The sequence below is a fragment of the Aminobacter sp. DSM 101952 genome, from assembly GCF_001424795.1.
Taxonomy (GTDB): domain Bacteria; phylum Pseudomonadota; class Alphaproteobacteria; order Rhizobiales; family Rhizobiaceae; genus Aminobacter; species Aminobacter aganoensis.
Genome location: NZ_LMCL01000023.1, coordinates 1 through 19,346, shown reverse-complemented (window position 1 = coordinate 19,346; position 19,346 = coordinate 1). Strand labels below are relative to the sequence as shown.

At 62.4% G+C, this 19,346-nt stretch carries 29 protein-coding genes and 2 pseudogenes; all 31 read right to left on the bottom strand.

The features are described from left to right. Position 1: 1 nt before the first annotated feature. Positions 2 to 1,333 (bottom strand): annotated as a pseudogene (gene blh, locus ASC75_RS14230) (bifunctional sulfur transferase/dioxygenase Blh). Positions 1,334 to 1,467: 134 nt separating this feature from the next. Continuing rightward, positions 1,468 to 2,769: a replication-associated recombination protein A gene (locus ASC75_RS14220; protein ID WP_055976473.1), complete on the bottom strand. Its 1,302-nt coding sequence runs from the start codon at positions 2,767 to 2,769 to the stop codon at positions 1,468 to 1,470. Between the two features lie 71 nt (positions 2,770 to 2,840). Beyond that, on the bottom strand, positions 2,841 to 4,322 hold the full coding sequence (locus ASC75_RS14215; protein ID WP_055976470.1) for a DegQ family serine endoprotease: 1,482 nt from the start codon (positions 4,320 to 4,322) through the stop codon (positions 2,841 to 2,843). Between the two features lie 216 nt (positions 4,323 to 4,538). Next, the gene (gene rplQ, locus ASC75_RS14210) at positions 4,539 to 4,967 is read right to left on the bottom strand and encodes a 50S ribosomal protein L17 (protein ID WP_055976466.1); all 429 of its coding nucleotides are present in this window, start codon (positions 4,965 to 4,967) and stop codon (positions 4,539 to 4,541) included. 109 nt (positions 4,968 to 5,076) lie between these two features. After that, positions 5,077 to 6,087, bottom strand: coding sequence for a DNA-directed RNA polymerase subunit alpha (locus ASC75_RS14205; protein ID WP_055976463.1), 1,011 nt, complete (start codon positions 6,085 to 6,087; stop codon positions 5,077 to 5,079). A gap of 95 nt (positions 6,088 to 6,182) precedes the next feature. Next, a complete protein-coding gene (rpsK, locus tag ASC75_RS14200; protein ID WP_055976460.1) occupies positions 6,183 to 6,572 on the bottom strand; it encodes a 30S ribosomal protein S11 in 390 nt (129 codons plus the stop codon). Positions 6,573 to 6,702: 130 nt separating this feature from the next. Continuing rightward, a complete protein-coding gene (gene rpsM, locus ASC75_RS14195) occupies positions 6,703 to 7,071 on the bottom strand; it encodes a 30S ribosomal protein S13 (RefSeq protein WP_055976458.1) in 369 nt (122 codons plus the stop codon). A gap of 188 nt (positions 7,072 to 7,259) precedes the next feature. After that, positions 7,260 to 7,850: an adenylate kinase gene (locus tag ASC75_RS14190; RefSeq protein WP_055976456.1), complete on the bottom strand. Its 591-nt coding sequence runs from the start codon at positions 7,848 to 7,850 to the stop codon at positions 7,260 to 7,262. Continuing rightward, entirely contained in the window at positions 7,847 to 9,187 is a 1,341-nt protein-coding gene (gene secY / locus ASC75_RS14185; protein ID WP_055976453.1) for a preprotein translocase subunit SecY, read from the bottom strand. Before secY ends, ASC75_RS14190 begins: the two co-directional genes overlap by 4 nt. A gap of 134 nt (positions 9,188 to 9,321) precedes the next feature. Next, a complete protein-coding gene (rplO, locus tag ASC75_RS14180; RefSeq protein ID WP_055976451.1) occupies positions 9,322 to 9,795 on the bottom strand; it encodes a 50S ribosomal protein L15 in 474 nt (157 codons plus the stop codon). 21 nt (positions 9,796 to 9,816) lie between these two features. Further along, positions 9,817 to 10,014: a 50S ribosomal protein L30 gene (rpmD, locus tag ASC75_RS14175; RefSeq protein WP_055977631.1), complete on the bottom strand. Its 198-nt coding sequence runs from the start codon at positions 10,012 to 10,014 to the stop codon at positions 9,817 to 9,819. A gap of 28 nt (positions 10,015 to 10,042) precedes the next feature. Further along, complete coding sequence (gene rpsE, locus ASC75_RS14170) at positions 10,043 to 10,612, bottom strand: 30S ribosomal protein S5 (RefSeq protein ID WP_055976448.1); 570 nt, start codon at positions 10,610 to 10,612, stop codon at positions 10,043 to 10,045. Between the two features lie 128 nt (positions 10,613 to 10,740). After that, a complete protein-coding gene (gene rplR / locus ASC75_RS14165) occupies positions 10,741 to 11,100 on the bottom strand; it encodes a 50S ribosomal protein L18 (RefSeq protein WP_055976445.1) in 360 nt (119 codons plus the stop codon). A gap of 87 nt (positions 11,101 to 11,187) precedes the next feature. Further along, entirely contained in the window at positions 11,188 to 11,721 is a 534-nt protein-coding gene (gene rplF / locus ASC75_RS14160; RefSeq protein WP_055976442.1) for a 50S ribosomal protein L6, read from the bottom strand. A gap of 38 nt (positions 11,722 to 11,759) precedes the next feature. Further along, positions 11,760 to 12,158 (bottom strand): 30S ribosomal protein S8, encoded by a 399-nt coding sequence (rpsH, locus tag ASC75_RS14155; protein ID WP_055976439.1) that lies wholly within the window; start codon positions 12,156 to 12,158, stop codon positions 11,760 to 11,762. Between the two features lie 12 nt (positions 12,159 to 12,170). After that, positions 12,171 to 12,476 carry a 30S ribosomal protein S14 gene (rpsN, locus tag ASC75_RS14150; protein WP_055976436.1) on the bottom strand — a complete coding sequence of 102 codons (306 nt, stop codon included), beginning with the start codon at positions 12,474 to 12,476 and terminating at the stop codon, positions 12,171 to 12,173. A gap of 27 nt (positions 12,477 to 12,503) precedes the next feature. After that, positions 12,504 to 13,061 (bottom strand): 50S ribosomal protein L5, encoded by a 558-nt coding sequence (rplE, locus tag ASC75_RS14145; RefSeq protein WP_055976433.1) that lies wholly within the window; start codon positions 13,059 to 13,061, stop codon positions 12,504 to 12,506. Then, complete coding sequence (rplX, locus tag ASC75_RS14140; RefSeq protein ID WP_055976430.1) at positions 13,054 to 13,368, bottom strand: 50S ribosomal protein L24; 315 nt, start codon at positions 13,366 to 13,368, stop codon at positions 13,054 to 13,056. The genes rplE and rplX overlap by 8 nt, the downstream gene beginning before the upstream one ends. A 12-nt stretch (positions 13,369 to 13,380) precedes the next feature. Continuing rightward, positions 13,381 to 13,749 (bottom strand): 50S ribosomal protein L14, encoded by a 369-nt coding sequence (rplN, locus tag ASC75_RS14135; protein ID WP_006205457.1) that lies wholly within the window; start codon positions 13,747 to 13,749, stop codon positions 13,381 to 13,383. A gap of 68 nt (positions 13,750 to 13,817) precedes the next feature. Continuing rightward, positions 13,818 to 14,057 carry a 30S ribosomal protein S17 gene (gene rpsQ, locus ASC75_RS14130; RefSeq protein WP_055976426.1) on the bottom strand — a complete coding sequence of 80 codons (240 nt, stop codon included), beginning with the start codon at positions 14,055 to 14,057 and terminating at the stop codon, positions 13,818 to 13,820. 11 nt (positions 14,058 to 14,068) lie between these two features. Beyond that, positions 14,069 to 14,269: a 50S ribosomal protein L29 gene (rpmC, locus tag ASC75_RS14125; protein WP_018427849.1), complete on the bottom strand. Its 201-nt coding sequence runs from the start codon at positions 14,267 to 14,269 to the stop codon at positions 14,069 to 14,071. Between the two features lie 14 nt (positions 14,270 to 14,283). Further along, positions 14,284 to 14,697, bottom strand: coding sequence for a 50S ribosomal protein L16 (gene rplP, locus ASC75_RS14120; protein ID WP_055976423.1), 414 nt, complete (start codon positions 14,695 to 14,697; stop codon positions 14,284 to 14,286). A 27-nt stretch (positions 14,698 to 14,724) separates the two neighbouring features. Continuing rightward, complete coding sequence (gene rpsC, locus ASC75_RS14115; RefSeq protein WP_055976420.1) at positions 14,725 to 15,444, bottom strand: 30S ribosomal protein S3; 720 nt, start codon at positions 15,442 to 15,444, stop codon at positions 14,725 to 14,727. Then, positions 15,444 to 15,833 carry a 50S ribosomal protein L22 gene (gene rplV / locus ASC75_RS14110; RefSeq protein WP_055976417.1) on the bottom strand — a complete coding sequence of 130 codons (390 nt, stop codon included), beginning with the start codon at positions 15,831 to 15,833 and terminating at the stop codon, positions 15,444 to 15,446. The genes rpsC and rplV overlap by 1 nt, the downstream gene beginning before the upstream one ends. Position 15,834: 1 nt before the next feature. Beyond that, complete coding sequence (gene rpsS / locus ASC75_RS14105) at positions 15,835 to 16,113, bottom strand: 30S ribosomal protein S19 (protein ID WP_055976414.1); 279 nt, start codon at positions 16,111 to 16,113, stop codon at positions 15,835 to 15,837. A 15-nt stretch (positions 16,114 to 16,128) separates the two neighbouring features. Further along, positions 16,129 to 16,962 (bottom strand): 50S ribosomal protein L2, encoded by an 834-nt coding sequence (gene rplB, locus ASC75_RS14100; protein ID WP_055976411.1) that lies wholly within the window; start codon positions 16,960 to 16,962, stop codon positions 16,129 to 16,131. 22 nt (positions 16,963 to 16,984) lie between these two features. Then, positions 16,985 to 17,278 carry a 50S ribosomal protein L23 gene (locus ASC75_RS14095; protein WP_018427843.1) on the bottom strand — a complete coding sequence of 98 codons (294 nt, stop codon included), beginning with the start codon at positions 17,276 to 17,278 and terminating at the stop codon, positions 16,985 to 16,987. Further along, entirely contained in the window at positions 17,275 to 17,895 is a 621-nt protein-coding gene (gene rplD, locus ASC75_RS14090; protein WP_055976408.1) for a 50S ribosomal protein L4, read from the bottom strand. Before rplD ends, ASC75_RS14095 begins: the two co-directional genes overlap by 4 nt. Then, positions 17,895 to 18,605, bottom strand: a complete 711-nt coding sequence (gene rplC, locus ASC75_RS14085; protein WP_055976404.1) for a 50S ribosomal protein L3 — start codon at positions 18,603 to 18,605, stop codon at positions 17,895 to 17,897. The genes rplD and rplC overlap by 1 nt, the downstream gene beginning before the upstream one ends. A gap of 58 nt (positions 18,606 to 18,663) precedes the next feature. Next, positions 18,664 to 18,972, bottom strand: a complete 309-nt coding sequence (gene rpsJ, locus ASC75_RS14080) for a 30S ribosomal protein S10 (RefSeq protein ID WP_006205468.1) — start codon at positions 18,970 to 18,972, stop codon at positions 18,664 to 18,666. Between the two features lie 63 nt (positions 18,973 to 19,035). Next, positions 19,036 to 19,346 (bottom strand): annotated as a pseudogene (tuf, locus tag ASC75_RS14075) (elongation factor Tu); the annotation flags it as partial.

Here is a 19,346-nt window from a genome sequence, read left to right as displayed (position 1 = left end):
GCTACCCCCAGTTTGCGCCCTGCAGGGCGTCGAGCGGGAACTTCAGGTAACGCTTGCCGTCGGCTTCGGGCTCCGGCAAGCGTCCGCCATTGATGTTGATCTGCAGCGCATGCAGGATGAGCTTCGGCATCGGCAGCGTCCTGTCGCGCGCCTCCCGTACAGCGACGAAATCCGCCTCGGTCAAAAGCTTCGAGATGTGCGTATTGCGCGCCTTCTGCTCAGCGACAGTGCTTTCCCATTGCGGCTGGCGCCCGCCCGGCTGGTAGTCGTGCCCGGTGAACAGGCGCGTGTCGTCGGGCAACATCAGGATTTCCTGGATCGATTGCCAGAGCCGCTTGGCGCTGCCACCGGGGAAATCGGCACGTGCGGTGCCGCTGTCGGGCATGAACAGCGTGTCGTGGATGAAAGCGGCATCGCCGACCACATAGGTGATCGAGGCCAAGGTGTGCCCCGGCGAAAACAGCACACGCCCTTTCAGTTCGCCAATGGAGAAAGTCTCGCCCTCAGCGAAAAGCCTGTCCCATTGCGAGCCGTCCTCGCTCAACTCGGGCCAGTTGTAGATGGCCTTCCAGAGCTTCTGGACGTCGACGATGCGCGCGCCAATGGCCGTCGGCGCACCAGTCTTCGACTTGAGATAGCGAGCCGCGGAGAAATGGTCGGCATGCGGGTGGGTGTCGAGGATCCACTCGACGGTCAGCCCCTGTTCCTCGATGAAGTCGAGGATGCGGTCGGCATTCGTTGTCGCCGTCGAGCCCGATTTCTCGTCGAAATCAAGCACCGGATCGATGATCGCGCACCTCTTCGAGGCCGGATCGGCGACGACATACTGCACCGAGAAAGTCTGAGGATCGTAAAATGCGGTCACTTCGGGTTTCAGAGTCATGGCAAGCCCCACCGTGATCCGGTTCGAAAGTCAGGAATTGCTGCGCAGCCAATCCTTGGCGCCGGCAAAATTGATGCCGAGCCGCTGGCCGACCGCGTCGAGTTCGTCAACCGACATCCTGTTGTCGAGCACTTCGCCGATCGCCCACAGGGTGGCCGAGCGCGTGCCGCCCTTGCAATGAGCGAGAACTGGTCCCTGCGCCTCGGCCACGGCCTTCTGGAAGGCGCGCACAGCCTCCAGCGTGTAGCGCCCCGGCGCGACCGGGATGTTGACGAAGTCCATGCCCGCCCGCGCTGCGCGCTCGGCAGCTTCGGCCATGCTCGGCTGGGTCGGATCCTCATGCTCGGGACGGTTGTTGATGACCTTGCGGATGCCGGCCTCACCGGCCGCGATCACGTCGGCGTCGGTTGGCTGGCCCGAGACCCAGAGTTTGTCGGTTACCTTGATCATCGCACATCCTCTCGAAATCGCCACGGACTGCCGCCTGCCCAATGGGGTCTCGCGCGGCCTTCTACGACCAGATATGCATAATTGCATTTTTTTGCAATAATAACTCCGTAACCATCAGGCAGACGAATGCCGGCCTAATCCTCGCGGTCGTGGCGCCGCTTGTTCCAGTAGTCGAGGCGCTTCTTGATATCGCGCTCGAAGCCACGTTCGTTCGGCGTGTAGAAATCCGGCCGGTTGGCACCGGCGAGCTGGTCGGGCATGAACTCCTGGCCCGAGAAGGCGTCGGGATAGTCGTGGTCGTACCGGTAGCCTTCGTGGTAGCCGAGCTCCTTCATCAGCTTGGTCGGCGCATTCAGGATGTGCTTCGGCGGCGCCAGCGACCCGGTCTGCTGGGCCAGGGCGATGGCCTGGTTGAAGCCCATGTAGGAAGCGTTCGACTTGGGTGCGGTGGCGACATAGGTGATCGCCTGCGCCATGAACAGCCGGCCTTCCGGCCAGCCTACCCGCTCGAAAGCGGTCCAGGCAGCCACGACCTGCGGCATCGCCTGCGGGTCTGCCATGCCGACGTCTTCCGAAGCGGCACAGGCCAGCCGGCGAAAAATCGTTCCGGGGTCCTCACCGCCGACGACCATGCGCGCAGCCCAATAAAGGGCTGCCTGCACGTCGCTGCCGCGCAGACTCTTATGGAAGCAGCTCAGCAGGTTGTAGTGCTCCTCCTGCCCCTTGTCGTAGACCGGTGCCCGCTTCTGGACGGCTTCGGCAAGGGCGGCCACGTCCAGCATCGTGCCGTCGGGCAGCGCCAGCAACTCCTCGCAGAGGCCGATCAGGTAACGCCCGTCGCCGTCCGCCATCGTCAGCAGCGTGTCGCGTGCGGACGGATCGAGCGGCAGCTTCTTGCCGGAATGCGCTTCGGCACGCTCGGCCAGAATGGCGAGGTCTTCCTTTTCGAAGCGCTTGAGCGTGTAGACCTTGGCGCGTGACAACAGGGCCGCCACCAGGCTGAAGCTCGGGTTTTCGGTCGTGGCGCCAATCAACACGATCGTGCCGTCCTCGACATGCGGCAGCAGGGCATCCTGGGTCGTGCGGTTGAAGCGATGCAACTCGTCGACGAAGACCACGGTCTGCCGCCCTGCTCCGCTCCGCAGCTGCTTGGCGGCATCGATGACTTTGCGCAGGTCGGCAACACCGGACAGCACCGCCGAGAGCTGTACGAAGTCGAGGCCGACTTCCTTGGCGACCAGCCGGGCGATGGTCGTCTTGCCGACGCCGGGCGGTCCCCAAAGGATGAAGGAGGATACCTTTCGCGACTTGATCATGCGACCGATGGGGCCGTCGGGACCAAGCAGATGGTCCTGGCCGATGACCTCGCCGATGCGTTGCGGACGCAGCGTTTCGGCCAGCGGCCGGGGCACGGCCTCGTCGAAAAGGGAACTCAATACGTCAGCCTCCCGGCGATCCGGCTGCCGCGCAAGCGGCAGCCCCTAGTCCACGCACGATCCTGCAACAATCAGTAGCGCAGCATCTGCCGCATGATGCGGCCATCGCGCTCGACAGTGAAGCGCCACCAGCGCGTGTCTTCTTCGGCAAGCTGTTTCAGCTTGGCCGCCGTATCGACGGTCTCGCCGTTGACCTCGCGGACGATGTCGCCCGGCTGGAAGCCGAAACCGGCTGCCGGCGAGCCGCCGTCAATACCGACGATCGCCACGCCCTTGGTGTCGGTGGCAACACGCAGGCGCTGAGCCAGGCGCGGCGACAATTCGGCCACCTTGGCGCCGGCAAACGGGCTGCGGCCACGCAGCAGAACCTCATTCGAACTGGTGCCTTCAGGCGCGCGCTCGAGCGCAACTTCGACGGATTTCTCCTCGCCCTTGGTCAGCACAGACAGGGTGGCCTTGCCGCCGACCGGCTGCGTCGCCAGGCGGTAATCGAGCCCTTCCATATGTTCGATGGCAGCGCCGTTGAACGCCAGAACGACATCTCCTGGCTTCAAGCCGGCGCGCGCCGCCGGGCCATTGGCATCGACCGAGGAGATCAGTGCGCCTGCCGGATGATCCATGCCGAGCGACTCCGCGATCTGGGGCGTCACCGGCTCAAAGGAAGCGCCAATGAAAGGCCGCTCGAAGAACTCGGCCCCACCCTTGGCCGCCTCGGTGAAGGCGCGCACCATGTTGGAGGGGATGGCGAAACCAATGCCGATCGAGCCGCCGCTGCGGCTGAAGATCGCCGTGTTGATGCCGACGAGCTGGCCGCCCATGTTGATCAGCGCGCCGCCCGAATTGCCCGGGTTGATGGCAGCATCGGTCTGGATGAAGAAGCCGGAGTCCGACACGCCGATATGCGTGCGCGCGAGCGCCGAGACGATGCCGCTGGTCGTGGTCTGACCGACGCCGAACGGATTGCCGATGGCGAGCACGAGGTCGCCGACCTGCAGCGCGTCGGAATCGCCGATGGCGATGGTCGGGAACGGCTTGTCGGAATCGATCTTGAGCACCGCCAGGTCGAGCGTCTCGTCCTTGAGCAGCACCTTGCTGGTGAATTCGCGGCCGTCGGAAAGCGCAACCTTCACCTGGTCGGCGTCCTGGACGACATGGTTGTTGGTGACGACGATGCCGCTGGGGTCGACCAGAACGCCCGAGCCCAGCGACGACCGGTTGCGCGGCCCGGAGCGGCCGAAAAACTGCTCGAAGAACGGGTCACCCTCGAAGGGCGAGCGGACCTTCACCTGCTTCGAGGCGTAGACATTGACCACCGCGGCCGCCGTATCCTTGACCAAGGGCGCAAAGGAAAGCTGCATCTCCTCGCGGCCAAATGGCACACGGCGATCGGGACCGGGGGTCGCGGCCCCGCCGCCCTTGCCGCCATTCAGCAGATCCGTCAGCACATCCGACAGGCCGGGATCCTCGGTGGTCGTCGCCTCCTGGGCCACGGCGCCGCCGGCCAGCGCCATCCAGGCGCACAGCGCAAGCGACAAATATCGTTTCGCACGCATGGCGAATCCTCCAACGCATAGTTGGCGCCATTGTCGCGACGATTGTGCAAATTGAAAGGCTGGACCGGCGCGAAAAGCGGTTATTTCCGCTTGGTTGGCCCCAGTTGCGGAAGAAGAGCTGAAACTCCGCCCTGGCCGGGAAAGCAGGCCGGACCACCCGCCCAAAACAAAAGGGGCCACGAGGGCCCCTTCGGTTCATAAAACGATGCGGAACGCTTATGCAGCTTCAGCTTCGTTGACAGATTCGGCTTCCAGGCGGGCGCGGTCGCCGGCGCCCTTGGCCGAGGTGTCGCGATCGACGAACTCGATGACAGCCATCGCGGCGTTGTCGCCGCGGCGGAAGCCGGCCTTCATGATGCGCAGGTAGCCGCCGTTGCGGGTGGCATAACGCGGCGCGACGACGTCGAACAGACGCTTCACGACGTTCTCGTTGCCGATCTGGGCGATCACCTGGCGGCGGGCATGCAGGTCGCCACGCTTGCCGAGCGTCACCAGCTTCTCGACGATCGGACGCAGGTCCTTCGCCTTTTCGAGCGTGGTCACGATCTGCTCGTGCTCGATCAGCGAGACCGAGAGGTTGGCGAACATGGACTTGCGGTGGCTTACGCTGCGGGCGAAGCGACGGCCTTTGAAACCGTGACGCATGGCTCTTTTCCTTCTTCAGTTGTTCAAGAGGCCACGGCCTCTGATGGTTTTCCGCAAGGCCGTCGGACCGGAATATCCGGTCCTCGGAACCATGCTCGACTAGGTCGTCTCAGTACTGATCTTCGTATCGCTTGGCGAGGTCTTCGATGTTTTCCGGCGGCCAGTCCTGCACTTCCATACCGAGGTGCAGGCCCATTGCGGCCAGAACTTCCTTGATCTCGTTGAGCGACTTGCGGCCAAAGTTCGGCGTACGCAGCATTTCTGCTTCCGTCTTCTGGATCAGGTCGCCGATGTAAACGATGTTGTCGTTCTTGAGGCAGTTGGCCGAACGGACCGAAAGCTCCAACTCGTCGACCTTCTTGAGCAGCGCCGGGTTGAAGGCGAGCTCGGTGACGGCCTCGGCTGCAACTTCCTTCTGCGGCTCGTCGAAGTTGACGAACAGGGCGAGCTGGTCCTGCAGGATGCGAGCAGCGAAAGCGACTGCGTCCTCGCCGGTGATCGAACCGTCGGTCTCGATAGTCATGGTCAGCTTGTCGTAGTCCAGAACCTGGCCCTCGCGGGTGTTCTCGACCTTGTAAGAAACCTTCTTGACCGGCGAGTAGAGGCTGTCGACCGGGATAAGACCGATCGGAGCGTCTTCTGCGCGGTTGCGCTCAGCCGGGACGTAGCCCTTGCCGGTGTCGACGGTGAACTCCATACGGATCTCCGCGCCCTCGTCGAGCGTGCAGATGACGTGATCGGGGTTCAGGATCTCGACGTCGCCGACCGTCTGGATGTCGCCGGCGAGCACGGCACCGGGGCCCTGCTTGCGAACGACCATGCGCTTCGGGCCGTCGCCTTCCATGCGGATGGCGATTTCCTTGATGTTGAGCACGATGTCGGTGACGTCTTCACGAACGCCGCCGATCGAAGAGAACTCATGCAGCACGCCGTCGATCTGCACCGCGGTCACGGCAGCGCCGCGAAGCGACGACAGCAGCACGCGACGGAGCGCATTGCCGAGCGTCAGGCCGAAGCCACGCTCAAGCGGCTCGGCGACGAGCGTGGTCAGCGTCTTCTTCTTGGACGAGAACTCGATCTTGTTCGGCTTGATCAGTTCCTGCCAGTTTTTCTGGATCATATTCGCTTCCTTCCGTAGCCCCGCCACCATCCAATCGTGACGGGCGACCTGGAAACCGCAAACGAGCGCACCAGGCGCTCGCGCGGAGTGAAATATTAGACGCGGCGCTTCTTGCGCGGGCGGCAGCCATTGTGCGGGATCGGCGTCACATCGCGGATCGATGTGATGGTGAAACCCGCAGCCTGGAGCGCGCGCAGAGCCGATTCACGACCCGAACCCGGACCGCAGACCTCGACCTCGAGCATGCGCATGCCGTGTTCCTGGGCCTTCTTGGCGCAATCTTCAGCAGCCATCTGGGCAGCGAACGGGGTCGACTTGCGCGAGCCCTTGAAGCCCTGGGCACCAGCCGACGACCAGGCAATCGTGTTGCCCTGTGCATCGGAGATGGTGATCATGGTGTTGTTGAAGGTCGAATTCACGTGGGCAACGCCCGACGAGATGTTCTTGCGTTCGCGACGGCGAACGCGAGCGGCTTCCTTAGCCATGGTAGTCCTTTCAGTTGATCTCTTCACCGCCGTAATACCAGCGGCTACACCAGCCTGCATTTAAAGTGTCAGGCCGAACACCCGCCCAAAAAAGGCGAAACCGGCGGGCCGAAACCCGCCGGGAACGAAATTACTTCTTCTTGCCGGCGATTGCCTTGGCAGGACCCTTGCGGGTGCGGGCATTGGTGTGCGTGCGCTGACCGCGGACCGGCAGCGAACGACGATGGCGCAGGCCGCGGTAGCAGCCGAGATCCATCAGACGCTTGATGTTGATCGAAACTTCGCGGCGCAGATCGCCTTCGACCTGGTAGTCGCGGTCGATCGTTTCGCGGATCGACAGCACTTCGGCGTCGGTCAGCTGGTTGACGCGGCGCTCAGCCGGGATGCCGACCTTCTCGACGATCTCCTGGGCGAACTTCTTGCCAATGCCATGAATGTACTGAAGCGCGATCACAACGCGCTTGTTGGTCGGAATATTAACGCCGGCTATACGAGCCATCTTTTCACTCCATTTGGGCCGGACCATGCCGGCGCTTCAAGTTGCCCCGCGTCCGGTGGAGGCCGGCCCTTGCGGGTTTTCCGTTTCAATATGACCTTGCGCCCTTACGGGCAAACATCATCATGCCTGAATGGAAGACGGGCCGCCATACTCCGGATCGGCCCGTCCGTCAAGTCCACGTGCAGCGATTAGCTGGCGACAGTCGCCAGAACCGCTTCGATCTGTGCCGTCACTTCGTCCATCGGCGCCATGCCGTCGACCTGCTGAAGCAGATCGTTGGCGTAGTAATAGCCGATCAGCGGAGCGGTCTTCTTGTAGTACTCGCGAAGCCGCTCATCGAAGATCTCGGCATTGTCGTCCTTGCGCACCGGCTGGCCGGCCGCCTTGGCTTCCTCGGCGCGCTTCAGGATGCGGCCGACAAGCGCCTTGTCGTCGACGACGAGCTCGATCACCGTATCGAGGTGCATGCCACGCTCGGCGAGCATGTCGGCAACGGCATCGGCCTGTGCCAGCGTGCGCGGATAACCGTCGAGGATGAACCCTCCGGCGCAGTCGTCCTGGTCGATACGTTCGGCAACGATGGCGTTGACGATCTCGTCGGAGACCAGTTCGCCGGCGTCCATCACGGCCTTGGCGCGCTTGCCGACTTCCGTTTCCGCCTTGACCGCTGCACGCAGCATGTCGCCGGTGGACAGTTGAGGAATGCCGTGCTTCTCGACCAGCCTCTGAGCTTGCGTCCCCTTGCCCGCTCCCGGCGGTCCAAGCAATATCAGCCTCATCTTCCCCTCTTACCTCCACGGAGCTTCGACTTCTTGATCAGCCCTTCATATTGATGGGCGATCAGGTGACCCTGAATCTGCGCCACCGTATCAAGGGTTACATTGACCACGATCAGAAGCGAAGTACCACCAAGGTAGAATGGAACGCCGGTCGCCGAGATCAGGAACTCCGGCAGCAAGCAGATAGCGACGAGATAGGCTGCACCGATGACCGTGACGCGGGTCAGCACGTAATCGATGTATTCCGCGGTGCGCTCGCCGGGGCGATAGCCGGGAATGAAGCCCGAATGCTTCTTCAACTGATCGGCGGTGTCCTTCGGATTGAAGACGATAGCCGTATAGAAGAAGGCGAAGAAGATGATCATCGCCGCGTAGAGCGCCATGTAGAGCGGTTGGCCGTGGCCAAGCGCGGCCATGATCGTGCTCACCCAGCCTGGCAGCGTGGCGGTGTTCGAGAAGCCCGCGACGGTCGCCGGCAGGAGCAGCAGCGACGACGCGAAGATCGGAGGAATGACGCCGGCGGTGTTGAGCTTCAGCGGCAGGTGCGACGTATCGCCCTGGAACATGCGGTTGCCGACCTGACGCTTCGGATACTGGATCAGAAGGCGGCGCTGGGCACGCTCGAAGAACACGATCAGGGCGATGACGACGATCGCCAGCACGATGATCGCGAGAATCAGACCCGTGGAAAGCGCACCAGTGCGGCCGAGTTCCAGCGTGCCGCTGATGGCGCTGGGCAGACCGGCGACGATGCCGGCGAAGATGATAAGCGAAATGCCGTTGCCGATGCCGCGCGCGGTGATCTGCTCGCCGAGCCACATCAGGAACATCGTGCCGCCGACGAGCGTGATGACCGTCGAGGCGCGGAAGAACATGCCCGGATCCGTGACGATGCCGTTGCCGCTCTCCAGCCCGACCGAAATGCCGTAGGCCTGAACGAGCGCCAGGAGCACGGTGCCATAGCGGGTGTACTGGTTGATGACCTTACGGCCCTGCTCGCCTTCCTTCTTCAGCGCTTCGAGCGACGGAATGACCGACGTCATGAGCTGCATGATGATGGAGGCGGAGATGTAGGGCATGATGCCAAGTGCAAACAGCGCCATGCGCTCGACTGCACCACCGGCAAACATGTTGAAAATACCGAGAACGCCGCGGCTCTGCTGGGTGAAAGCCTGCGCGAATGCATCGGGGTTGATGCCGGGCAGCGGAATATAGGTACCGAGGCGGTAAACCAGCAGCGCGCCGAGGGTGAACCAGATTCGTTTCTTGAGATCTTCGGCCTTGGCGAAGGCTGCGAAATTCAGATTGGATGCCAGTTGTTCAGCAGCCGATGCCATTCAGGGTACTCCGCTTGGTCACGCCGCAATGCCGCAGATGGGCGCGGCGCGTGTCACCGAAGCCACGAGATAGGCTCCGGACGGCAAACATGCAAGCGGCGGTATCTCTACCGCCGCTTACTTTGCAAAGCCTTTTACTCGGCTGCTGCCACTTCCGGCAGCTTCACCGATCCTCCGGCCTTTTCGATCTTCTCGATCGCCGGCTTGGAAGCGCCGGCAACGTCAAAGGCCACCTTGGCCTTGAGTTCGCCGTCGCTGAGGATGCGGACGCCGTCCTTGACGCGGCGAATCACGCCGGCCTTGACGAGGACCTCCGCCGTCACAGTCTCCTTGGCATCGAGCTTCTTGGCGTCGATCGCAGCCTGGATACGGGCCAGCGAAACGGTGACGAAGCTCTTGGCGAAGATGTTGGTGAAGCCGCGCTTCGGCAGGCGACGATAGAGCGGCATCTGGCCACCCTCGAAGCCGTTGATCGCGACGCCCGAACGGGCCTTCTGACCCTTGACACCGCGGCCGCCGGTCTTGCCGGAGCCGGAGCCGATGCCACGGCCAAGGCGCTTCTTGGAGTGCGTCGCGCCGGTGTTGTCACGCAGATCGTTGAGTTTCATGTTCTATCTCCTGCGATCGGCCTACGCCTCGTCCACGACGCGGACGAGGTGCTGGACAGCTGCGATCATGCCGCGCACCGAAGGAGTATCCTCCAGGGTGCTCTTGCGATGCATCTTGTTGAGGCCGAGGCCGATCAGCGTGGCACGCTGCTCCTTCGGCCGGCGGATCGGGCTACCGATCTGCTCGACGGTGACGGTCTTGGTTGCTTTCTTGGCCATGGTCATTGTCCCTGGTCAGCTCGAGCGACTATTCTTCAGCCGCAACGGCGGTGCCGCGGCGGGCCTGAAGCGTCGAGTACTTGATGCCGCGCTGTGCAGCCACATCCTTCGGATGCATCTGGTTCTTCAGCGCATCGAAGGTCGCACGAACCATGTTGTAGGGGTTCGACGACCCCATCGACTTGGCGACGACGTCGTGCATGCCGAGCGTCTCGAAGACAGCGCGCATCGGGCCGCCTGCGATGATACCGGTACCCTGCTTGGCAGAGCGGAGCAGAACACGACCAGCGCCCCAACGACCTTCAACGTCGTGGTGCAGCGTGCGGCCCGAGCGGAGCGGCACGAAGATCATGTCGCGCTTGGCCGATTCGGTTGCCTTGCGGATCGCTTCCGGCACTTCGCGCGCCTTGCCGTGACCAAAGCCGACGCGGCCCTTCTGGTCGCCGACGACGACGAGTGCTGCAAAACCGAAACGCCGGCCGCCCTTGACGACCTTGGCAACGCGGTTGATGTGTACGAGCTTGTCGACGAATTCGCTGTCGCGCTCTTCACGGTCACGGCTACGCTCGCGACCGCCTTCCCTACGTTCTTGTGCCATATTCCTATCCTTGTTTTTTTCCGGAAGCACGGGGGTTAAAAACCAAATCCGGCGTCTATAGCGTCGCCGGATTTATTTCAACTGGTCAGTGATGCGGCGCAGCGCCACGCGCTACGCCGGTACCTGCATCAGAAGTTCAGGCCACCTTCGCGGGCAGCTTCGGCAAGCGCCTTGATGCGGCCGTGATAGATGTAGGCGCCACGGTCGAAAACGACGTCCTTGACGCCAGCCTTCGAGGCGCGCTCGGCGATCAGCTTGCCGACCGCAGTCGCGGCGGCCGTGTCGGCGCCGGTCTTCAGCGAGCCCTTGAGATCCTTCTCGAGGGTCGAAGCGGCAGCGAGCGTACGGCCATTGGCATCGTCGATGACCTGGACGTAGATGTTCTTCGACGTGCGGTGAACCGACAGGCGCGGACGGCCGTTGGCGACCTTCTTGATCTGGCGGCGGATGCGCGCCGAACGACGCAGAGTGGTTTCTTTCGAAGCCATAGTACTGGTTCCTTGCCTTCTGAAACGGGCGCGGCCATCTGCGGTAAGCCGAAATGCTTCCCGCGACCGCGCACCGCGGCGTTGTTATTACTTCTTCTTGCCTTCTTTGCGGACGATCTTCTCGCCTGCATAGCGGACGCCCTTGCCCTTGTAGGGCTCCGGACCGCGGTATTCGCGGATCTCGGCGGCGACCTGGCCAACCTGCTGCTTGTCGATACCGGTCACGACGATCTCAGTAGGCTTCGGCACCGAAATGGTGATGCCTTCCGGCGTCTGATAAACGACGTCATGGCTGAAGCCAAGGGCCAGCTGCAGGTTCTTTCCCTGGAGCGCGGCACGATAGCCGACGCCGGTGATCTCAAGCCTCTTTTCGAAGCCGTCCTTCACACCGGTCAGGATGTTGACGATCTGGGTCCGCGACATGCCCCACTTGGAGCGGGCGTCCTTGGACTGGTCGCGCGGCTGAACGGCGATCTCGCCTTCTTCCATCTTGACCAGAACTTCGTCGTTGACCACGAACTTCAGCTCGCCCTTGGGGCCCTTCGCCGTCACGGTCTGGCCGTTGACGGTCGCGGATACGCCCTGCGGAAGCTGAACGGGTTTCTTGCCAATACGAGACATTGTCTTGTCCTCGCCTTTCTTGTTTCAGCCTACGCAGATCAGAAGATCTGGCAGAGGATTTCCCCGCCGACGTTCTGTTCGCGCGCTTCGTGGTCGGCCATCACGCCCTTCGGGGTCGAAAGGATCGAGATGCCCAGGCCGTTGGCGACCGGCGGAATCGACTTGGACGAGACGTAGACACGGCGGCCCGGCTTGGAGACACGCGCGATTTCGCGGATCACCGGCTGGCCGTCGAAGTACTTCAACTCGATTTCGATCTCGGACTTGCCGTTTTCGAAATCGGTCTGGCTGTAGTCGCGGATGTAGCCTTCCGACTTCAGCACGTCGAGAACACGGGCGCGCAGCCTGGACGCAGGCGTCGACACCGTCGACTTCTTGCGGCCATAGGCATTGCGGATGCGGGTCAGCATATCGCCGAGAGGATCACTCAAAGACATGTCAAATGCTCCTTACCAGCTCGACTTGACCAGGCCCGGGATTGCTCCCGTCGAGCCCAGATCACGAAGCGCGATACGCGACATCTTAAGCTTGCGATAGTAGGCACGGGGACGACCGGTGACTTCGCAGCGATTGCGGATACGGATCTTGGCCGAGTTGCGCGGCAGCGCGGCGAGCTTGAGCTGCGCGCGGAAGCGTTCCTCGATCGGCTTGGACTGATCCATGATGACGTCCTTGAGGGCCTTACGCTTGGCAGCGTACTGGTCCACAAGCTTGCGGCGCCGGTTGTTCTTCTCGACTGAGCTGGTCTTTGCCATTTCAGATTTTTCCTTTGCTCGCTGCCGTTACTGCCGGAAGGGGAAGTTGAAAGCCTTGAGCAGTGCCCGGGCTTCGTCGTCCGTCTTGGCGGTCGTGCAAACGATGATGTCCATACCCCAGATCTGATCGACCTTGTCGTAATTGATCTCGGGGAACACGATGTGTTCCTTGATGCCCATAGCGTAATTGCCACGGCCGTCAAAGCTTTTCGGGTTCAGGCCGCGGAAGTCGCGAACGCGCGGGAGAGCGATGTTCACGAGGCGGTCAAGGAACTCGTACATGCGCTCCTGGCGGAGCGTGACCTTGGCGCCGATCGGCATCTGCTCACGCACCTTGAAGCCGGCGATCGACTTGCGGGCGCGGGTCACAACCGGCTTCTGGCCGGCGATCATCGCCAGGTCCTCGGCAGCAACGGTCGGCTTCTTCGAATCCGCGGTTGCTTCGCCGACACCCATGTTGAGCACGATCTTGTCGATGCGCGGGATCTGCATGACGTTGTCGTACTTGAACTGTTCCTGCATCGCCGAACGGATGGTCTCTTTGTAGACCGTCTTCAGGCGTGGCTCGTTGGTTGCGTTAGCCATTGATGACTTCTCCCGAGCGCTTGGCGACGCGCACCTTCGTGCCGTCCTTCTGGACCTGGAAACCGACGCGGGTCGGCTTGCCGTCCTTGGGGTCGGTGAGCGCGAGGTTCGACAGGTGGATCGGCGCTTCCTTGGTGATGATCCCGCCCTCTTGGGTCTGGGACTGCTTCTGGTGGCGGCGGATCATGTTCACGCCGCGGACAATGGCCTTGTCTTCCTTCGGCTGGACAGACAGCACCTCGCCGGTGCGGCCCTTGTCCTTGCCGGCCAGAACGACAACCTTGTCGCCTTTACGGATCTTCTGCATTGTTCCGGCTCCTTACAGCACTTCGGGCGCGAGCGAGATGATCTTCATGTGGTTCTTGGCGCGGAGTTCGCGCGGAACCGGCCCGAAGATACGCGTGCCGATCGGTTCTTTCTTGTTGTCGACAAGAACGGCCGCGTTCTTGTCGAAACGGATCACGCTGCCGTCCGGACGACGGATGTCCTTGGCCGTGCGAACCACGACCGCCTTCATCACGTCACCCTTCTTAACGCGGCCGCGCGGAATGGCTTCCTTGATCGACACCACGATGATGTCGCCAACGGAGGCGTACTTCCGCTTCGAGCCGCCCAGCACCTTGATGCACATGACACGACGAGCGCCGGAATTGTCCGCGACGTCGAGGTTTGTTTGCATCTGAATCATGACTGGCCGCCTTCTTCTTTTCTAACGGGACGGGCTACCGCCCTCCCCGGCTTGTCCAAAATTCGTTGTTACGCCTGGTCCGGGGTAATGACGACCCAGCGCTTATCCTTGGAGATCGGCTTCGATTCCTGGATAGAGACCTGATCGCCTACCTTGTGGGCGTTGTTTTCGTCGTGCGCCTTGTAGTTCTTCGACATACGCACGGTCTTCTTCATCACCGGGTGCGTGAAGCGACGCTCGACCTTGACGACGACCGTCTTCTCGTTCTTGTCGCTGACGACCGTACCCTGCAGGATGCGCTTTGGCATGGTTTTCGTCCTTAAGCCTTCTTGCCGGCCGACTTTTCGGCGGCGATGGTCTTGATACGCGCGATATCCTTACGGACCTGTTTCACGCGCGCCGTCTTTTCCAGCTGACCGGTCGCCTTCTGGAAGCGCAGGTTGAACTGCTCCTTCTTGAGGCTGGCGAGCTCGTCGGTGAGCTGGTCCTGGGTCTTCGTCCTGATGTCCGAGGCTTTCATGATTCAGCCCTTCCTTATTCTGCGATGCGCTGAACGAAACGCGTCCTGACCGAGAGCTTGGCGGCGCCGAGACGCAGCGCTTCACGCGCAACTTCCTCGGAAACACCATCGATCTCGAACATCACGCGGCCCGGCTTGATGCGGCATGCCCAGTAGTCGACGGCGCCCTTGCCCTTACCCATGCGGACTTCGGTCGGCTTCGACGTCACGGGAACGTCCGGGAAAATACGGATCCAGACGCGGCCCTGACGTTTCATTTCGCGGGTGATCGCGCGGCGGGCCGCCTCGATCTCACGCGCGGTGACGCGGTTTGGCTCAAGCGCCTTCAGTCCGAAGCCGCCGAAATCCAGGTTGGTGCCACCCTTCGCGGTACCGTGGATGCGGCCCTTGAACTGCTTACGGAACTTTGTGCGCTTTGGCTGCAGCATCGTTCTAACTCCAAATTCCTATGCGTGTCAGGCGTTTTCGCGACGGCGGCGCTCAGGGCGCTCGCCAGCATGCGAATGATCGCCTTCGGTTGCGCGACGCTCGGAAGCCATCGGATCGTGCTCGAGGATCTCGCCCTTGAACACCCACACCTTGACGCCGCAGATGCCATAGGCGGTCTGGGCTTCGGCCGTGCCGTAGTCGACGTCGGCGCGCAGGGTGTGCAGCGGAACGCGACCTTCGCGGTACCACTCCATACGAGCGATTTCAGCGCCGCCGAGACGGCCCGAGCAGTTGATGCGGATGCCTTCGGCACCGAGGCGCATGGCCGACTGCACGGCGCGCTTCATGGCGCGGCGGAAGGCGATACGGCGCTCGAGCTGCTGAGCGATCGACTGGGCGACCAGGGTCGCGTCGGTCTCGGGCTTGCGAACCTCGACGATGTTGAGGTGCGTCTCGGACTTCGTCATCTCGGTCAGCTTCTTGCGGAGCTTCTCGATGTCGGCGCCCTTCTTGCCGATGATCAGGCCCGGACGGGCGGCGTGAATGGTCACGCGGCACTTCTTGTGCGGACGCTCGATCACGACCTTGGAGATCGCAGCCTGTTTCAGCTCTGCCTCAAGATACTTGCGGATCTTGATGTCTTCATGAAGCAGCTGGCCGTATTCGCCGGTGTTTGCGTACCAGCGCGAGTCCCAGGTGCGGTTGATGCCGAGGCGGAGACCGATCGGATTGATTTTCTGGCCCATTATGCGGCCTCCCCTTTCTCTTCGACTTCACGAACGACGATCGTGAGGTGCGAAAACGGCTTCTCGATGCGGCTGGCGCGGCCGCGGCCACGAGCGTGGAAACGCTTCATGACGATCGACTTGCCGACAAAGGCTTCCGCCACCACCAGCGCGTCGACATCGAGGTCGTGATTGTTTTCCGCGTTGGCGATAGCCGATTCGAGGGTCTTCTTGACCGTACCGGCGATGCGCTTGCGCGAAAATTCCAGATCCGAAAGCGCGGTCGCTACCTTCTTGCCGCGGATCAGCGCGGCAACGAGGTTGAGCTTCTGCGGGCTGACCCGGATCGTGCGGAGGACCGCACGTGCCTCGTTGTCAGCAAGCCTGCGCGGAGCTTTGGCCTTGCCCATGTTACTTCCTCTTTGCCTTCTTGTCCGCGCCGTGACCGTAGTAGGTCCTGGTGGGAGCGAACTCACCGAACTTGTGGCCGACCATGTCCTCGTTGACCGAGACCGGGACGTGCTTCTGGCCGTTGTAGACACCGAAGGTGAGGCCGACGAACTGCGGCAGGACGGTGGAGCGACGGCTCCACATCTTGATCACCTCATTGCGACCGCCTTCACGAACCTTCTCTGCCTTCTTGAGCAGATAGCCGTCAATGAACGGGCCTTTCCAGACTGAACGAGTCACTGGCGTTACCTCTTCTTAGCTCTTGCGCTGATGGCGCGAGCGCAGGATGAACTTGTCGGTCGCCTTGTTGGACCGCGTCTTCTTGCCCTTGGTGGGCTTGCCCCACGGGGTCACCGGATGGCGTCCGCCCGAGGTGCGGCCTTCACCACCGCCGTGCGGGTGGTCGACCGGGTTCATGGTCACGCCGCGGTTGTGCGGACGCTTGCCACGCCAGACCGTGCGACCAGCCTTGCCGTCGTTGATGTTGCCGTGGTCCGGGTTGGACACGGCACCGACGGTGGCGATGCAGAGACCGCTGACGACGCGCTGTTCACCCGAGTTGAGGCGAAGGATCGCCATGCCCTGGTCGCGGCCGACGAGCTGGGCGTAAGCACCAGCCGAACGGGCGACCTGGCCGCCCTTGCCGGGCTTCAGCTCGATGTTGTGGACGATCGTGCCGACCGGCATCGATGCGAGCGGCATCGCGTTGCCCGGCTTCACGTCGACCTGCTCGCCGGCGATGATCTTGTCGCCAGCCTGCAGACGCTGCGGCGCAATGATGTAGCTCAGCTCGCCGTCGTCGTACTTGATCAGCGCGATAAAGGCGGTGCGGTTCGGATCGTACTCGAGACGCTCGACCGTGCCGACGACGTCGAACTTGCGACGCTTGAAGTCGATGATGCGGTACGAACGCTTGTGACCGCCGCCGATGAAGCGAGCCGTGATGCGACCGTAGTTGTTGCGGCCGCCCGACTTGGTCAGGCCTTCGGTCAGACCCTTGACGGGCTTGCCCTTGTGCAGGCCCGAGCGGTCGACGATGACCAGCTGGCGCGTGCTCGGCGTTACTGGCTTGAATTTCTTAAGTGCCATTGTCCTGTCCTCTCAGCCTAGCTCAGAGACCGGTCGCGACGTCGATCGACTGACCATCGGCCAGCGTCACTACCGCCTTCTTGACGTCACTCTGGCGGCCGATCGTGCCGCGGAAGCGCTTCACCTTGCCCTTGCGGACCAGGGTGTTCACAGCAGTCACCTTCACGCCGAACAGCGCTTCGACGGCAGCCTTGATCTCAGGCTTGCTCGCCTTCTTGGCGACGTTGAAGACGACCTGGTTCTGCTCAGATGCCATGGTCGACTTTTCGGTGATCGCCGGGCTGACGATCACGTCGTAGTGGCGGAGATCCGTCATTTGAAGCGCTCCTCGAGAGCCTCGACGGCGGCCTTCGAGAGGACCAGCGTGCCGCGGCGCAGAATGTCGTAAACGTTGATGCCCTGGATCGGCAGGACATCGATGTTCGGGATGTTGGTCGCTGCGCGCTTGAAGTTGAGGTCAAGCTCGGCGCCGCCGATCACCAGGGCGTTGGTCAGGCCCAGCGTCGCGAAGTTCGCGATCAGTGCCTTGGTCTTGCCTTCGGCGAGGGTCAGCTCGTCGACGATGATCAGGTTCGATGCCTTGGCCTTGGCCGACAGAGCGTGCTTCAGGCCGAGAGCGCGGACCTTCTTGGGAAGGTCGTGCTCGTGGCTGCGGACAACCGGGCCGTGGGCCTTGCCGCCGCCGCGGAACTGCGGAGCGCGTGCCGAATGGTGACGAGCGCGGCCCGTACCCTTCTGCTTGTACATCTTGGCGCCGGTGCGCGCGATTTCCGCGCGGCCCTTGGCCTTGTGCGTGCCCTGCTGCTTCTTGGCGAGCTGCCAGCGCACGACGCGCTGGAGCACGTCTTCGCGCGGGTCGAGGCCGAAGATCTCTTCCGAGAGCTCAACCTTGCCGGCATCCTTGCCTGCGAGGGTTGTAATCTTGAGGTCCATTATTCCGCTCCCTCGTTGGCCGGAGCCTGTTTGCTGACGGCGCGGATCGCGGCCGGCTTCGGCGCATTCTCAGGCAGCGCAATCTTGGCGGCGTCGCGAACCAGGATCCATGCACCCTTCGTGCCCGGAACCGCACCGCGGATCAGGATCAGGCCGCGGTCGGCGTCGGTCGAGACGACTTCGACGTTCTGGGTCGTGACGCGGACGTCGCCCATGTGGCCGGCCATCTTCTTGCCCTTGAACACCTTGCCCGGATCCTGGCGCTGGCCAGTCGAGCCGTGGGTACGGTGCGACACCGAGTTACCGTGGGTCGCACGGCCACCACCGAAGTTGTGCCGCTTGATGACGCCCTGGAAACCCTTACCGGTCGAGGTGCCCGTCACGTCGACCTTCTGGCCGGGGACGAAGTGCTCGACGGTGATCTCGGAGCCGACATCGAGCATGTTGTCGGCGGAGACGCGGAATTCGGCGACCTTCGACTTAGGCTCGACGGAGGCGGCAGCGAAATGACCGCGCATCGCCTTCGACGTATTCTTCACCTTGGCGAGGCCGACGCCGAGCTGAACGGCGGTGTAGCCATTCTTCTCCTGCGTGCGCTGCGCCACGACCTGGCAGTTCTCCATGCGGAGAACGGTGACGGGAACGTGCTCGCCAGCGTCATTATAGACGCGGGTCATTCCCACCTTCTGTGCAATTACACCTGAACGCATCGGTTCGTTTTCCTTCAGAGGAGCCGTTTGGATCTGCTCGCGCGGCTCATGTTAGCTCTTAGAGCTTGATTTCGACGTCGACACCTGCGGCGAGGTCGAGCTTCATCAGAGCATCGACGGTCTGCGGGGTCGGATCGACGATGTCCAGCAGACGCTTATGCGTGCGCATCTCGAACTGCTCGCGGCTCTTCTTGTCGACGTGCGGCGAGCGGTTCACCGTGAACTTCTCGATCCGCGTCGGCAGCGGGATCGGGCCGCGAACGTTGGCGCCGGTGCGCTTTGCGGTCGACACGATCTCGCGGGTCGAAGCGTCGAGAACCCGGTGGTCAAACGCCTTGAGGCGGATGCGGATATTCTGTCCGTTCATGGTCACTTCCTTGTTCTGGCGCGGCGCGGGCGTATTCCCGCCCGCGACAGATCGTTATTCGGATTATTCTTTGATCGAAGCGACGATGCCGGCACCGACGGTGCGGCCGCCTTCACGGATGGCGAAGCGCAGCTTCTCTTCCATGGCGATCGGAACGATCAGCTCGACGTCGACGGTGATGTTGTCGCCGGGCATGACCATCTCGGTGCCTTCCGGCAGCGACACGATGCCCGTCACGTCCGTCGTGCGGAAGTAGAACTGCGGACGGTAGTTGGTGAAGAACGGCGTGTGACGGCCACCCTCTTCCTTGGTCAGGATGTAGGCTTCAGCCACGAACTTCTTGTGCGGCTTGCCACGAACTTCTTGTGCGGCTT

Coding starts and splice junctions, on each gene's coding strand:
- ASC75_RS14215 (WP_055976470.1), bottom strand. CDS start 4,322: ATGCGTGCGAAACGATATTTGTCGCTTGCGCTGTGCGCCTGGATGGCG.
- rplQ (WP_055976466.1), bottom strand. CDS start 4,967: ATGCGTCACGGTTTCAAAGGCCGTCGCTTCGCCCGCAGCGTAAGCCAC.
- ASC75_RS14205 (WP_055976463.1), bottom strand. CDS start 6,087: ATGATCCAGAAAAACTGGCAGGAACTGATCAAGCCGAACAAGATCGAG.
- rpsK (WP_055976460.1), bottom strand. CDS start 6,572: ATGGCTAAGGAAGCCGCTCGCGTTCGCCGTCGCGAACGCAAGAACATC.
- rpsM (WP_055976458.1), bottom strand. CDS start 7,071: ATGGCTCGTATAGCCGGCGTTAATATTCCGACCAACAAGCGCGTTGTG.
- ASC75_RS14190 (WP_055976456.1), bottom strand. CDS start 7,850: ATGAGGCTGATATTGCTTGGACCGCCGGGAGCGGGCAAGGGGACGCAA.
- secY (WP_055976453.1), bottom strand. CDS start 9,187: ATGGCATCGGCTGCTGAACAACTGGCATCCAATCTGAATTTCGCAGCC.
- rplO (WP_055976451.1), bottom strand. CDS start 9,795: ATGAAACTCAACGATCTGCGTGACAACACCGGCGCGACGCACTCCAAG.
- rpmD (WP_055977631.1), bottom strand. CDS start 10,014: ATGGCCAAGAAAGCAACCAAGACCGTCACCGTCGAGCAGATCGGTAGC.
- rpsE (WP_055976448.1), bottom strand. CDS start 10,612: ATGGCACAAGAACGTAGGGAAGGCGGTCGCGAGCGTAGCCGTGACCGT.
- rplR (WP_055976445.1), bottom strand. CDS start 11,100: ATGGCTTCGAAAGAAACCACTCTGCGTCGTTCGGCGCGCATCCGCCGC.
- rplF (WP_055976442.1), bottom strand. CDS start 11,721: ATGTCTCGTATTGGCAAGAAACCCGTTCAGCTTCCGCAGGGCGTATCC.
- rpsH (WP_055976439.1), bottom strand. CDS start 12,158: ATGTCTTTGAGTGATCCTCTCGGCGATATGCTGACCCGCATCCGCAAT.
- rpsN (WP_055976436.1), bottom strand. CDS start 12,476: ATGGCAAAGACCAGCTCAGTCGAGAAGAACAACCGGCGCCGCAAGCTT.
- rplE (WP_055976433.1), bottom strand. CDS start 13,061: ATGGCTAACGCAACCAACGAGCCACGCCTGAAGACGGTCTACAAAGAG.
- rplX (WP_055976430.1), bottom strand. CDS start 13,368: ATGCAGAAGATCCGTAAAGGCGACAAGGTTGTCGTTCTGGCCGGCAAG.
- rplN (WP_006205457.1), bottom strand. CDS start 13,749: ATGATTCAGATGCAAACAAACCTCGACGTCGCGGACAATTCCGGCGCT.
- rpsQ (WP_055976426.1), bottom strand. CDS start 14,057: ATGCCAAAGCGCATCCTGCAGGGTACGGTCGTCAGCGACAAGAACGAG.
- rpmC (WP_018427849.1), bottom strand. CDS start 14,269: ATGAAAGCCTCGGACATCAGGACGAAGACCCAGGACCAGCTCACCGAC.
- rplP (WP_055976423.1), bottom strand. CDS start 14,697: ATGCTGCAGCCAAAGCGCACAAAGTTCCGTAAGCAGTTCAAGGGCCGC.
- rpsC (WP_055976420.1), bottom strand. CDS start 15,444: ATGGGCCAGAAAATCAATCCGATCGGTCTCCGCCTCGGCATCAACCGC.
- rplV (WP_055976417.1), bottom strand. CDS start 15,833: ATGGGCAAGGCCAAAGCTCCGCGCAGGCTTGCTGACAACGAGGCACGT.
- rplB (WP_055976411.1), bottom strand. CDS start 16,962: ATGGCACTTAAGAAATTCAAGCCAGTAACGCCGAGCACGCGCCAGCTG.
- ASC75_RS14095 (WP_018427843.1), bottom strand. CDS start 17,278: ATGACGGATCTCCGCCACTACGACGTGATCGTCAGCCCGGCGATCACC.
- rplD (WP_055976408.1), bottom strand. CDS start 17,895: ATGGACCTCAAGATTACAACCCTCGCAGGCAAGGATGCCGGCAAGGTT.
- rplC (WP_055976404.1), bottom strand. CDS start 18,605: ATGCGTTCAGGTGTAATTGCACAGAAGGTGGGAATGACCCGCGTCTAT.
- rpsJ (WP_006205468.1), bottom strand. CDS start 18,972: ATGAACGGACAGAATATCCGCATCCGCCTCAAGGCGTTTGACCACCGG.